The sequence below is a fragment of the Devosia sp. J20-27 genome (assembly GCF_055808595.1).
Genome location: NZ_CM147875.1, coordinates 606,882 through 620,675, shown reverse-complemented (window position 1 = coordinate 620,675; position 13,794 = coordinate 606,882). Strand labels below are relative to the sequence as shown.

General features: G+C 64.5%; 10 protein-coding genes. 7 read left to right on the top strand and 3 right to left on the bottom strand.

Going from position 1 to position 13,794, the window contains the following annotated elements; genetic code table 11:
• Nucleotides 1-135: 135 nt before the first annotated feature.
• Nucleotides 136-1,938 carry an ATP-dependent zinc metalloprotease FtsH gene (gene ftsH / locus AC0L4C_RS02955; protein ID WP_473402033.1) on the bottom strand — a complete coding sequence of 601 codons (1,803 nt, stop codon included), beginning with the start codon at nt 1,936-1,938 and terminating at the stop codon, nt 136-138.
• A gap of 121 nt (nt 1,939-2,059) precedes the next feature.
• Between ftsH and AC0L4C_RS02950 the strand changes: the two genes are divergently transcribed.
• Nucleotides 2,060-3,103, top strand: coding sequence for a hypothetical protein (locus AC0L4C_RS02950; RefSeq protein WP_473402032.1), 1,044 nt, complete (start codon nt 2,060-2,062; stop codon nt 3,101-3,103).
• Here the strand turns inward: AC0L4C_RS02950 and AC0L4C_RS02945 are convergent.
• Entirely contained in the window at nt 3,048-4,025 is a 978-nt protein-coding gene (locus AC0L4C_RS02945) for a ribose-phosphate diphosphokinase (protein WP_473402031.1), read from the bottom strand. The two genes, AC0L4C_RS02950 and AC0L4C_RS02945, sit on opposite strands and share 56 nt — an antisense overlap.
• A gap of 166 nt (nt 4,026-4,191) precedes the next feature.
• On the opposite strand from AC0L4C_RS02945, the gene AC0L4C_RS02940 reads away from it, so the two are divergent.
• The 5 genes from AC0L4C_RS02940 (at nt 4,192) to AC0L4C_RS02920 (ending at nt 10,094) form a co-directional block, all read left to right on the top strand.
• Complete coding sequence (locus AC0L4C_RS02940) at nt 4,192-4,872, top strand: phosphoribosyltransferase (RefSeq protein WP_473402030.1); 681 nt, start codon at nt 4,192-4,194, stop codon at nt 4,870-4,872.
• A 197-nt stretch (nt 4,873-5,069) separates the two neighbouring features.
• A complete protein-coding gene (locus tag AC0L4C_RS02935) occupies nt 5,070-6,080 on the top strand; it encodes a BMP family lipoprotein (RefSeq protein WP_473402029.1) in 1,011 nt (336 codons plus the stop codon).
• A gap of 77 nt (nt 6,081-6,157) precedes the next feature.
• Nucleotides 6,158-7,681 carry an ABC transporter ATP-binding protein gene (locus AC0L4C_RS02930; RefSeq protein WP_473402028.1) on the top strand — a complete coding sequence of 508 codons (1,524 nt, stop codon included), beginning with the start codon at nt 6,158-6,160 and terminating at the stop codon, nt 7,679-7,681.
• Nucleotides 7,678-8,817, top strand: a complete 1,140-nt coding sequence (locus tag AC0L4C_RS02925) for an ABC transporter permease (RefSeq protein ID WP_473402027.1) — start codon at nt 7,678-7,680, stop codon at nt 8,815-8,817. Before AC0L4C_RS02930 ends, AC0L4C_RS02925 begins: the two co-directional genes overlap by 4 nt.
• Before the next feature lie 5 nt (nt 8,818-8,822).
• The gene (locus AC0L4C_RS02920) at nt 8,823-10,094 is read left to right on the top strand and encodes an ABC transporter permease (protein WP_473402026.1); all 1,272 of its coding nucleotides are present in this window, start codon (nt 8,823-8,825) and stop codon (nt 10,092-10,094) included.
• A gap of 104 nt (nt 10,095-10,198) precedes the next feature.
• Here AC0L4C_RS02920 and ppsA read toward each other — a convergent pair whose 3' ends face one another.
• The gene (ppsA, locus tag AC0L4C_RS02915) at nt 10,199-12,595 is read right to left on the bottom strand and encodes a phosphoenolpyruvate synthase (protein ID WP_473402025.1); all 2,397 of its coding nucleotides are present in this window, start codon (nt 12,593-12,595) and stop codon (nt 10,199-10,201) included.
• 165 nt (nt 12,596-12,760) lie between these two features.
• Here ppsA and AC0L4C_RS02910 point away from each other — a divergent pair, with 165 nt between their 5' ends.
• The gene (locus tag AC0L4C_RS02910; RefSeq protein WP_473402024.1) at nt 12,761-13,729 is read left to right on the top strand and encodes a glucokinase; all 969 of its coding nucleotides are present in this window, start codon (nt 12,761-12,763) and stop codon (nt 13,727-13,729) included.
• Nucleotides 13,730-13,794: the final 65 nt, after the last annotated feature.

The following is a 13,794-nucleotide window of genomic DNA, read 5'->3' as shown; positions in this document are numbered from 1 at the left end:
TGTCTCCAGATCCATGCCGCAGGGCGACACTATTGCGACGAGCGTACCTCAGCTTGACATGGATCAAGCTGCGCATGGTTGGAGGCATTGGTACTGTATCGCACAGTCTCTACAGCTTGCTGCGAGCCGCTTACTTCAGGCCGACGCGCGCAGAGGCAGAAAATCTTCCGGCGTGATGGTCTCGCGCTCGAGCAGCAGTGCGGCGCCGGCCTCGAGATCGTCCTTGCGCTGCACCAGAATGGCCGTGGCGCGATCAAAGCTGCGGGCGATCAGGGCCCGCACCGCCAGATCGATCTCGCGGGCGGTCAGTTCGGAATAGTCGCGTTTGCTGGTCTCGAACCGGCCGTCGCCAAGAAAGGTCTGGCGCTGCTCTTCCAGGACGGCCTGTCCCAGCTCGTCGCTCATGCCGAACCGCGCCACGATCTGCCTGGCAATGTCCGTGACCTTGGCGAGATCATCGGCGGCGCCGGTCGACATGTCGCCCATCGTGCAGCTCTCGGCTGCCCGCCCGGCCATCAGCACGGCCATGCGGTCCTGCAGTTCCGACAGCGTGATCAGGAAGCGGTCCTCGGTCGGCCGTTGCATGGTGTAGCCCAGTGAGCCGATGGCGCGCGGGATGATCGAGACCTTGTGCACGGGATCGGTGCCCGGCAGGGTGGCAGCGACCAGTGCGTGCCCCATCTCGTGATAGGCGACGCGCTTGCGTTCCTCAGGCCGCAGGACCCGGCTGTGACGCTCCAGCCCGGCGACGATCCGTTCAACGGCAGCGGTGAAATCGTCCATGATGACGGCTTTGCCGCCCCGTCGCGTGGCCACGATGGCGGCCTCGTTGACCAGGGTGGCGAGGTCGGCGCCGGTAAAGCCGGGGGTGATTGCTGCGATGCGGTCGGGATTGATGTCGGGGCTGACGGTAATCTTTTGCAGATGCACCTTCAGGATCGCTTCGCGCCCCAGTTTGTCGGGGCGGTCCAGCGCCACCTGGCGGTCAAAGCGCCCGGCACGCAGCAGCGCCGGGTCAAGAATCTCGGGCCGGTTGGTGGCCGCAAGCAGCACGATGCCCACCCTGGGGTCGAAGCCGTCCAGTTCCGAGAGCAACTGGTTGAGGGTTTGCTCCTTCTCGTCGCCGCCGCCCATCCCGCCGAACGCAGAGCGCGCGCGGCCCAGAGCATCAAGCTCATCGATGAAGATGATGCAGGGCGCCGCCTTGCGGGCCTGTTCAAACAGATCGCGCACCCGTGCCGCGCCCACGCCGACGAACATCTCGACAAATTCGGAGCCGGAAATGGAAAAGAACGGGACGCCGGCCTCGCCGGCCACCGCGCGGGCCATCAGCGTCTTGCCCGTGCCGGGCGGGCCGACAAGCAGGATGCCCTTCGGAATGCGGGCGCCGAGCCGGCCGAAGGTCGTCTTGTCCTTGAGGAAGGCCACGATTTCCTGCAGTTCGGCCTTGGCCTCGTCGACGCCGGCCACGTCGTCGAAGCTGATGCCGGTCTGCTTTTCGACATAGACCTTCGCCTTGGACTTGCCGATGCTGGTCAGCCCGCCAAGGCCGCTGCGCTCCGCCATGCCGCGGAACACGAAGAGCCAGAGGGCAAAGAACACGATGATGGGCAATACCCAGGACAGCAAGGAGGTGAGCCAGTTGCTGTCGCTGGCGCCGTTGATCTCGACCCCGGCAGCCTCGAACATGGCGACGATCTCGGGGTCGACCCGATGCGTGATGAAGTAGTCGGCACCGTCCTGCGGGGACTTGAACCGGCCCTCGACCATGGACTCGGTGATCGTCACGTTGGCGATTGCGCCATTGGCCAGATAGGTCTGCAGTTCGGAATAGGAAATCTGGCTGACCGAGCGGCTGCCCAGCCAGACCTGGAAGGCAAAGACCAGAAAGAAGGCGACAATCACATAGTAGAGATTGATCTGCTGCTTCTTGTCCATTGCCTGTCCTCTGTCCGGAAAGCTCCGTTCTTAGCGCAGCGTGCCACGCAGCCATTGACCAAGGTCAATTGACAGGCCGCGATCGACGATAAGAAGGACACAGGCTAGCGGGGTACAGGCAATGGCAACACTTGCGCAAAAGGTACGCTTTTTGAGCGAACCGGGCTCGTATCCGCACGGGCCGGCAAGTGTCGAGCTCATGGAAACCCATTGGTCCTGGGTCTTTTTCGCCGGTGACCGGGTCTTCAAGTTCAAGAAACCCGAGCGTCTGCCCTTTCTGGATTTCAGCACGCTGGCCGCGCGGCATCGCAACTGCGCCGAAGAGCATCGCCTCAACCAGAGGCTGGCCGGCGACACCTATCGGCGCATCCTGCCATTGACCGAGTCAGCCGACGGCCAGCTTGCGCTCGATGGCAAAGGCACGATCGTCGAATGGCTGGTGGAAATGGTCCGCCTGCCGGTATCGATGATGCTCGACCGGCGGTTGGCGGAGGGCACGGTGCAGCAGACGGACATTGTTCCGGTCGCAGAAAAGCTGGCCGACTTCTACGCCGCCTGTGCGCCGCAGCGCGCCGACGGGCATCTCTATCTCGAACACCTGGTGCAGGAGCATGCCGTCAGTCGGGACCTGTTGACCCGTCCCCGCTTCGGTCTGGCCGACGCAGCCACTGCGGCCCTCGACAGGGTCGACGCGCAGCTGGCCGGCGTCCGTGAGGAAATCGAGGCGCGCATTGCGGCCGGGCACGTCGTGGAAGGCCACGGGGACCTGCGCCCCGAGCATGTCTGCCTGACCACCCCGCCGCTGATTATCGATTGCCTCGAGTTCAATCGCGGCATGCGGATTCTCGATCCCTATGACGAAATCAACTACCTGGGGCTGGAGTGTCGGTTTCTGGGAGCCGATTGGATCGGTGCCCTGCTGCTGGAAACGCTCGATGACCGGCTGCACGCCCGACCATCGGCAGAGCTGATGGCGTTCTACGGTGCGTTCCGGGCGGTGCTGCGCGCCCGCATCTGCATTGCGCACCTGTTGGACGAGAACCCAGCAACCCCTGAGATCTGGCCCCGCAGGGCGCGGGCCTATCTGGCCATGACACAGGCTGAATGGACTATTCCTGGCCCGCCAGAAGACGGTGGATCGAACCGCCTCCGTGCAGGCGCATGATCGCCTCGGCGAATATCGGCGCCGCTGGCAGGATGTCGAGGCGCCGCACGATCAGCTCTGCAGACGGGCGAAACGGCGCCACGCTGTCGGTGACAACGATCCGGTCAAAGGCGTCGTCGTCGAGGACCGTTTCTGCACCGCTGTGGAACAGGCCATGGGCCGCGTAGGCGAACACTTGCTCTGCACCGCGCTCGCGGCAGGCCCTCGCCGCCCGCAGCATGGTGCCGCCGCTGCTGATCATGTCATCGACGATGACCACCGAGGCGCCGTCGACATCGCCGGCAAACAGGGAGCCCGACAGGACCCCGCCGCTACGCCGCTTTTCAAGGAAGCCGAAGCCGGGCGTCGCGCCGGTCAGCTCCTCATAGGCCTCCTGCAGCAACTGGGCGCGTTTGACCCCGCCACCATCGGGCGACATGATGACCAAAGGCCCATCGGCGACGCGCTGCCGGATATCGGCGGCAAACAGCCTGCAGGTATCGAGATGGGTAGTGCCGCACCGAAAGGCGTTCTGGAACGCAGCGATGTTGTGCACGTCGAGCGTGACCACCATGTCCGTGCCTACCGCCTCGAACAATTGCGCGACATAGCGGGTGGTGACGGGATCGCGCGGCTTGGTCTGCCGGTCCTTGCGGGAGTAGGCCAGGTAGGGAACGATGGCCGTGATCCGCGCGGCCCCGTTCTCGCGGCAGGCCGCAATAAAAAACAGCAGGCGGATGAGCTTGTCGTTGACCGAATGGCTGTCATTGCCGTTGAGCGCATGCAGCACATAGACGTCTTCGCCGCGCACGCTGATCAGGGGGCGGGTCTTGTGTTCCCCGTCCTCGAAATCGCGTTCCTCATGCGGGTCGAGGGTCACGGCCATCGCTCCTGCGATGGCCGTTCCCAGCAGTTCCGAACCGTGCAGAGCAAAAAAGCGCATGCGCAGACCATACCACGCCGGCGCCGCGCTGTATTGATCATGGTCAAATCGCCGGCATGGCGGACGGCCTAGTCTCCTGGTCGATGGTTGTGCAGCGGGAGATCGAAATGCCACCGGTACGGATACCAATCTGCCGCCCTGTCTTCGCACCCGTGGGGAAAGACAGATGACGAGGGTGTTTGCCGATCGGCGCGACGCCGGGCGCGCCCTGGCCGACCGCCTCGGTCCGCTCGACCCAGACAACACTGTGATCCTCGCGCTGCCGCGGGGCGGAGTGCCCGTTGCCGTCGAGGTCGCGGCGCGGTCAGGGGTACCTCTGGACCTGCTGCTGGTACGCAAGATCGGCGCGCCCGGACATGAGGAACTCGCCGTCGGGGCGGTCGTCGAAGGGGAGCGGCCGGAGGTGGTCGTCAATCACGAAATCGCCACCCGCCTGGGTCTCAGCGACGAGGATGTGCGGGGGATGAGCGCGGCCGGGCTCGCCGAGATCGAGCGGCGCCGGACGGTCTATCTGGCCGATCGCGCGCCACTCCCCGTCGCAGGCAAGACGGCAATCGTCGTCGATGACGGCATTGCCACCGGTGCAAGCATGCGCGCTGCGCTGCGGGCCCTGAGACGCCGTCAACCGGCCCGCATAGTCCTGGCTGTTCCCGTCGCGCCGGCCGACGTGATGACTGCCTTGCGCGATGACGCCGACGAACTCGTCTGCCTGGAAATTCCGCAAATGTTTTATGCCGTCGGCGCCCATTATCGCGACTTCCGGCAGGTCGATGACGCAGCGGTGGTCGCCGCATTGCAGAGCATACCTGCGCCAGAACCGCCGCCTCGCAGATCGCCAGAACCCTGATCGCGCCACCCCGCTCCGTCTTGACGCAGATCAACGCTTCACGGGCCGGCCCGTGCACAATGGCAGTCAACAGAGAGCAAGTCGTTGCCCGCCGCAGGGCAGCAATGAGGGCGCCGGTGTTCCGCGGCCCTGCATTCCACGGCCTCATGGATAATCAAAGGGAGAACAAAGCTATGTCTAAACTCCGGAAATACCTAATGGCGTCGGTTCTGTGCACCAGCCTGCTTGCGGGCGCAGCACCTGCGGCAAGTGCTGCCGACTTCACCGCCTGCCAGGTCACCGATACGGGCGGGATCGACGACAACAGCTTCAACCAGACCGCATGGCAGGGTGTGCTGGATGGCCAGGAGAGCCTGGGCATCGATGGCAGGTTTCTCGAATCCCAGGCAGAGACCGATTATCAGGCCAACATCAACGCGCTGCTGGGTGGCCAGTGCGGCATCATCATAACGGTGGGCTTCCTGCTCGGTGACGCGACCAAGGAAGCTGCTGAAGCCAATCCCGAGCAGAAATTCTCGATCATCGACTTCGCCTATGACCCGGCGATCCCCAATGTTCTGAGCCAGGTCTATGCAACCGATCAGGCCGCGTTCCTTGCCGGCTATGTCGCTGCCGGCGTGACGAAGACGGGCATACTGGGCACTTTCGGCGGCATCAACATTCCGCCGGTGACGATCTTCATGGACGGCTTTGCCCGCGGCGTTGACTATTATAATGCACAGAAGGGCACGAGCGTGACGGTGCTCGGCTGGAACCCGGATACCCGCGAGGGCCTGTTCACCAACAACTTCGACTCCCTCGATGACGGTCGGGCCTTCGCCCAGAACCTGTACGACGAAGGCGCCGACATCGTGCTGCCAGTGGCCGGTCCTGTCGGGCTGGGTTCAGCGGCCCTTGCCAACGAACTCGGGGTCGACAAGCTCAAGATCATCGGCGTCGACGCCGACCTCTACCTGACCGATCCGGAAAAGCGTCACGTCTACCTGACCTCCATCACCAAGCGCATGGACAAGACGGTCCTGGAGGTCATCCAGAAGGCCATGGACGGCACGTTCACGGGCGGCATCCTGCTCGGTACGCTCGAGAATGGCGGCGTGGCGCTCGCCCCGTTCCACGAAATGGACAGCCTCGTGCCCGATGCGCTGAAGGCCGAACTGGACACGGTGCGGCAAGGCATCATCGACGGCACCGTCAAGGTCGGCAACTAGCCCGCAAATCACATCGCATCTGTCGCGGCCACTCCGGTCGCGACAGGCCGGACGACTGGCAAGAGGGGGTGGGAACCGTGGACATTGAATTGCGCGGCATCACCAAGCGCTTCGGCGAAGTGGTTGCCAATTCCAACGTCAACCTGTCGATCAAGGCCGGTGAGGTTCTTGGCCTGCTCGGCGAGAACGGTGCCGGAAAATCGACACTGATGAATGTGCTGAGCGGTCTCTACGCCCCCAATTCAGGTGAGATCCTCGTCAACGGAAAACCCACCGTATTTGACGGTCCGGGGGACGCGATCCGGGCGGGCATCGGCATGGTGCATCAGCACTTCATGCTGGTGCCGGTGTTCACGGTCGCGGAAAATGTCGTCCTGGGCGTCGAGCCCACGGGACCTGTCGACTTCCTCGACCTGAAGACCGCCTATGAGCAGGTCCGCGACATCAACGAGATCTACGGTCTGCGTGTGGATCCGGACGAGCTGATCGAGAACCTTCCCGTCGGCATCCAGCAGCGGGTCGAGATCATCAAGGTGCTGTTCCGGGAAGCCGATGTCATCGTCTTCGATGAACCGACTGCCGTGCTGACGCCGCAGGAAGTCACCGAATTCTTCGAGATCGTGAAGTCGCTGCGCGATGCCGGCAAGGCCATCGTCTTCATCACGCACAAGCTGCACGAAATCCTGGAGATAGCCGACCACATCAGCGTGCTGCGGCAGGGGGAGATCGTCGGCGGCGGGGTCCCCGGGGACATCACCGAAATGGAGCTTGCCGAGATGATGGTCGGTCGCCCGGTCAGCTTCTCGGTCGAAAAGCAACCCTATGCACCGGGACCTGTCCTGCTGGACGTGCAGGACCTGACGGTGCTGCGCGACAATGACGAACTGGCAGTCGATCATATCAGCCTGACCGTGCATGGCGGAGAAATTGTCGGCATTGCCGGCGTGCAGGGCAATGGCCAGACCATGCTCGTCGAGGCGCTCACCGGCCTTCAGCCGGTCGCCGGCGGCCGGGTGACCTATTGCGGCAAGGACATTACCAGGACCTCGCCGCGCGAGCGCCATCGGCTCGGCATCGCCCATATCCCTGAGGATCGCCAGCGAACCGGGCTGATCGCCAATTTCACGGTGGCCGAGAACATGGTGCTCGACACCTACTATGACGAGCGTTTCTCCGCCGGGCCGCAGATGAACTGGAAAGCGGTCAACACCAATGCCGCCGAACTGGTAGTCCGTTTCGACGTGCGCACGCCGTCGGTCTTCACCCCTGCCGGCAGCCTGTCTGGCGGCAACCAGCAGAAGCTGGTGGTGGCCCGCGAACTGTCGCGCGAGATCGGCCTGGTGATTGCGGCCCAGCCCACACGCGGTCTCGACATCGGTTCGGTCGAATACATCCACGAACAAATGGTCGCGGCCCGCGACAGCGGCGACGGCCTGCTCGTCGTCTCGTCCGAACTCGATGAGATCATCTCGCTGTCGGATCGGATCCTCGTGATGTTCAAGGGTCGCTTCGTCGCCGAATTCGGAGAGAACGGACGACCTGTCGACAAGAATGCCATCGGCCTGGCTATGGCCGGCGCCGAGCCGGAGGCAGCAGCATGAGCGAGCAGCCAACCACGACGTCCACCATCAACGCCCTGCTCAGGAAGGCTGCGCCGGACCGGGTCAGGTTCGAGGACCTTGTGATCGTGCCGGTCTTTGCCGTGGTCGCCGCACTGGTCCTCGGCATGCTGGCCATGCTCGCGACAAATGTCGACATTGCCACGATCGGCCAGTCATACGTCGCCCTGCTGCTGGGGTCCCTGGGATCGATCAATGCGCTGTCCGAGACCCTGACCGCGGCCACGCCGCTGGTGTTCGCCGGCCTTGGCCTGGCCCTCGGGTTCCGCGCCGGCATGTTCAACATCGGTGCCGAAGGCCAGCTGCTGATGGGCGGCATGGCTGCGGTCATCGTCGGCTTCAGTTTTCCGGGACTGCCTCTGGTCGTCCACCTGCCGCTGGCTCTGCTCGCCGGGGCTGTCATTGGCGGACTCTATGCCGGGATCGCCGGCTGGCTGCGCGCCGCGACCGGGGCCCATGAAGTCATCACGACCATCATGCTCAACCTGATCTCCTATCGGCTGGTCGACTACCTGCTGCGCCTGCCGGTGATTCAGCGCACCGGGCGCGCCGATCCGATTTCCAAGTCCGTACTGGAGAGCGCCGAACTGCCCAAGCTGCTCGACTGGATCGACCCGGGGCTGCGTTTGCATGGGGGCGTGCTGCTCATGCTGGGCGCGGTTTGGCTGGTCCACTGGGTCCTGTTCAAGAGCAAGCTCGGCTTCGAGTTTCGCGCCAGCGGTGAAAACCCCGAGGCGGCCCGCTTCGCCGGCATGCGCTCCGGCCTGATCATCGTGGTCGTCATGGTGTCGGCCGGCGCCCTGGCCGGCCTCGCCGGCGCCAATCAGGTGCTCGGGGTCCTGGGGCGCGCTTCGCCGGGGTTCTCCGCCGGTATCGGTTTCGACGCGATCGCTGTGGCCCTGCTGGGCCGCTCCCACCCCGTCGGCGTTCTGCTGGCCGGACTGCTGTTCGGTGCGCTCGAGGTGGGTGGCCGCCAGATGCAGGTCGATGCCGGAGTGAGCATCGACCTGATCGGCATCATTCAGGCCCTGATCGTGGTGTTCATCGCCGCACCCTTGCTGGTCCGCGCCATCTTCCCATGGGGATTTCGCCGCGCCGCCAGAGCGGAAAAGGAGTAGCCCGGATGACCGCAGTCGCTGACACAACCGCCCCCGCACAAACCAAGCTCAACAGCGCCAGACTGCGCCAGTCCCGCATCGTGGGCGGGTTGCTCATCGGCCTCGCCATCATGGTGGCGCTGACCTTCGGGCTTGGGGTTTCCGGCAATGCGTCGTTCGGCCTGTCACGGCCAACCGACCCCTTCGCCTTGCCCAACCTGATCGTGCCTGCCGGTCCCTTCAACTACGTCATCGCCGCCGTGCTCGCCTTTCTGGGTGTGCGCCAGTTGCTGCAGGGTGGCGTCAAGTGGATCGGGCTGTCGCTCGGCATCGGGCTGGCGCTGGCGGTGATGGCCTTTCTGGTCTGGGCCACGGCCGGCAAGTCGTTCTCCATGACCGGCATGCTGCAGGCCACCATGGTGCGTGCCGTGCCGATCGCTCTGGGCGGCCTCGCAGGCGTACTGTCCGAACGCGTCGCGGTCGTGAACATCGCCATTGAAGGCATGCTGCTGGCGGGCGCCTTCACCGGCGCGCTGATCGGCTCACTGCTCGGCGGTTATATCGGACTGGCCGCGGCGGTGGCCGCTGGTGGTCTTTTCGGCTTCATTCTTGCCGCGCTCGTCGTCACCTACAGGGTTGACCAGATCATTGCCGGCGTGGTGATCAATCTCTTCGTGCTGGGCGTGACATCCTATGTCAGCAGCCAGGTCTTCCAGCAGTACCGTTTCCTCAACAATGCGCCGGTATTCGCCCCCATCCGGATACCGCTGCTCAGCGACATTCCGGTGCTCGGGCCGGTGCTGTTCCAGCAAAACCTGTTTGTCTATGGCGCCCTGATCCTCGTCGCCATCGCCACCTACTATCTCTTCTACACCCGTACGGGTCTGCGGGCCCGGGCCGTGGGCGAACACCCGCAGGCGGCAGACACTCTGGGCATCAATGTTTATCGGACGCGCTACATCAATGTGACGCTGGCCGGCATGGTGGCCGGTTTCGGCGGCGCCTGGTTCACGCTCGGCTCGGTCGGCATGTTCGACGAGGGCATGACCGGCGGGCGCGGCTATATCGGTCTGGCAGCCATGATCTTTGGTCGCTGGCATCCGGTCGGTGCGCTACTGGCTGCCCTGGTTTTCGGCTTCGCCGATTCCCTGCAACAGAAACTTGCGCTGCTGCAGACGCCCATCCCGTCGGAGTTCCTCGCCATGGCGCCCTATCTGGCAACCATCGTGCTGGTGGCCGGATTGGTCGGCCGCGCCCGCCCGCCTGCCGCGGACGGCAAGGCCTACGTCAAGGAGTGATCCTCGCCACGCGACCGGGCCGAGATCCTGTCCGCGATGCTGGAGAGTGTAGTCGCAGCGCCGCCCTGCCGGAACCGGCGGGCAATGCCCCGCAGGGCACGGCGCTACGCCGCAGGCGCTGCGCCGGCCTCGGCGCTCGCCACCTGACGCTTGACCGCCAGAAAGCTGTCGGGACTGACGGACACCGAGTTGATCCCGCATTCCACGAGGAACCGCGCAAATTCGGGATAGTCGCTGGGCGCCTGACCGCAGAGGCCGATCTTGGCCCCTACCTCGCCGGCCTCCTTGATGACACGGGCAATCATCCATTTGACCGCTTCGTCCTGTTCATCGAACAGCTCGGAGAGGTCGCTCGAGTCGCGATCGACGCCGAGCGTGAGCTGGGTCAGATCGTTCGAACCGATCGAGAAGCCATCGAAGCGCTCGGCGAATTGCCTCGCCAGGATGACATTGGCCGGGATTTCGCACATGACGTAGACCTGCAGGCCGGCTTGTCCGCGTTCCAGGCCATTGGCCGCCATCTCCGCCAGTACCCTGTCGGCTTCCTTGATCGACCGGCAGAACGGGATCATCACCACGACATTGTCAAAGCCCATCTCCTCGCGCAGCCGCTTGATGGCCTTGCACTCCAGGGCGAAGCCATCGCGGTAGCGCGGTGAATAGTAGCGCGACGCGCCGCGGAAGCCGATCATCGGGTTGTCTTCCTCGGGCTCGAATTCGGCGCCCCCGAGCAGGCCCGCATATTCATTGGTCTTGAAGTCGCTCATCCGCACAATAACCGGCTTGGGATGGGCCGCCGCCGCCAGACGCGCCAGCCCGCGCGAGAGCTTGTCGACGAAATATTCGGGCTTGTCCGCATAACCGACTGTAAGCGCGGCAATCTCGCTTTTCGCCGCCGCGTCGGTGAGCGTGTCGAACTTGACCAGAGCCATGGGATGCACCTGGATGGCATTGCTGACGACGAACTCCATCCGCGCCAGACCCACGCCGTCGGCGGGCAGGCGCCACCAGCGAAAGGCCGCTCCCGGATTGGCGAGGTTCAGCATGACCTCGGTGCGCGTCTGCGGCACGTCGGTAATATCGACCTTGCTGACCGTGAATTCTGCCTTGCCATCATAGACAAAACCTTCCTCGCCTTCGGCGCAGGACACCGTCACGACCTGGTCGGTATGCAGCATATGGGTGGCGTTGCCACAGCCCACGATGGCCGGCAGACCCAGTTCGCGGCTGACAATGGCGGCGTGCGATGTTCGCCCGCCATGATCGGTGATGATGGCGGCGGCGCGTTTCATGATCGGTCCCCAATCGGGATCGGTATTGGAGGTGACGAGAATCGAGCCGTCGACGAACTGGTCAAAATCCTTGACGTCCCTGATCAGGCAGACCGGGGCCGAAACGATGGCATCGCCCACTGCGGCCCCCGACACCATGAGCCTGCCCTTCTTGCCGATCTCGAACGAGGTGAAGACCCCGGCTTCGCGGCGCGCCTGCACCGTCTCGGGACGCGCCTGCACGATGAACATCTCGCCGGTCTCGCCGTCCTTGGCCCACTCCATGTCCATCGGACACGCGTAGTGTGCCTCGATGGTTGCTGCCCAGCGCGCCAGGGTCAGGATTTCCGCGTCGGTGAGGACGAATGCCGCCCGCTCGGCCAGCGATGTGGGCACATTCCGGGTCGGAGACTCGCCGGTGGCATAGACCATCTTCTTGGCCTTGCCGCCGCAGCTCTTTTTGATGATCGGGGTGAACCGGGGCTGGGACAGCAGCGGCTTGAAGACCTCGTATTCGTCGGGGTCGACCGCACCCTGTACGACGTTTTCTCCCAGTCCCCATGCAGCATTGATCAGCACCAGCCGGTCAAAGCCGGTCTCGGTGTCGATGGAGAACATCACACCCGAACCCGCCAGATCGGACCGCACCATGATCTGCACACCGATCGACAGCGCCACCTTGAGGTGATCATAGCCCCTTGTCTGCCGGTAGTTGATGGCGCGGTCGGTAAAGAGCGACGCATAGCAGCGACGGCAGGCGTTCAGCAGCGCTGCCTCGCCGCTCACATTGAGATAGGTTTCCTGCTGGCCGGCAAAACTGGCGTCCGGCAGATCCTCGGCGGTCGCACTCGACCGCACCGCCACGGCGGCATCCTGCTTGCCCACCCGGCCCGACAGCTCCCGATAGGAGGCGACGAGCGCCGCTGCCATGTCGGCCGGCCAGTCCCCTTGCAGGAACAGCGCGCGCACTCCGGCGCCCGTGTCGGCGAGCGTCGCCTTGCCGGCCTGCCAGGTCGCGATCAGCGACGCGACCTTGTCGCGCAACCCGTTGGCTTCGACATAGGCCCAATAGGCATCGGCGGTCGTGGCAAAGCCGGGCGGCACCTTGATGCCCTTCCCGCCGAGGGCGCGAACCATCTCGCCCAGCGAGGCGTTCTTGCCCCCGACCCTGGCCACATCGGAGCGACCGATATCCTCGAACCAGGCGATGGGCGACGGAGTCTGGGTCATGGTGATCAATCCCGATTGCAGCTGTCAAAGGTGGCTGGTGTGACTGGACGTCCTGTCGATCACCTTGGGACGACGGGGCCGGCATGGCCTTGATCCACGTCAATATGCGGCTCTGCCGCTGCCTTAGGGTGCCTGCAGTATTCGATACGAGCAGGACCCCAGATCATGACAGACTATGCGCGCAAGGCCCTCGTGGGCGATATCGGGGGCACCAATATCCGGTTTGCCGTTTCCGACTTCGATGAGTTGACCATCGATCACTTTGCCTCGTTGCGGACAGCCGATTTTGCGTCGCCGCAGGAGGCGCTCAAGCAGTACCTGCGCACCATCCCAGCGTGTCCCGCCAAGGTTGGACTGGCCATTGCCGGCGCGGTCACCGGAACGACAGCCACGATGAGCAACGTTCCCTGGACCTTCACGGCGGACGATATCCGCGCCGCCACGGGGGCAGAGGAGGTCACGCTCATCAACAATTTCGAGGCCGTCGCCCTGATGGTGCCGCACCTCACCGACTATGATCTGATCACCGTCGGTGACAGCCACCCCGCCGATGCAAAGGCACCCAAGGTCGTCATCGGCGTCGGGACCGGCCTTGCCGTCGCGGCCCTTGTCCCCGCGCCAACGGGCGCGGTCGCCATCGCTGGCGAAGGCGGGCACGCCTCGTTCGGCGCACAGAGCGCGGACGAACTGGCGCGCATGACGGCCGTCACCGCCGGTCATGACTATCCGGCGGCGGAGTTCCTGCTCTCGGGCGGCGGACTGCGCCTGCTCTATCAGGTCATCGCCAAGGAAACCGGCACGACCGTCCGCCAGTTGGACGCGCCCGATGTGGTCAAGGCCGCAGCAACCGGCGAGGACCCGGTCGCCGAAGCCAGTCTCGCCCAGTTTGCTCAATGGCTTGGCCGCTTTGCCGGCGATGTTGCCCTGCTCTACGGGGCGCGCGGCGGGGTCTATCTGGCGGGCGGCATTCCGTCGGCCATCGCCGCCGCCCTCAACAGCGACGCCTTCGAGACCGCCTTCCGTGCGAGAGGCCGCCTTGCACCCTATGCCGCCACGATCCCGCTCCAGATCATCAAGGCAACGTCGGATGCGGGTTTGCGCGGCGTCGCGCTGACCTTCGAGAAGCGGTCCTAGGCGATATGATCTTGCCGTGAGTTCTCGACTCCTCGGCGGGCGCATGCACCACTTGCGGCGTCTGT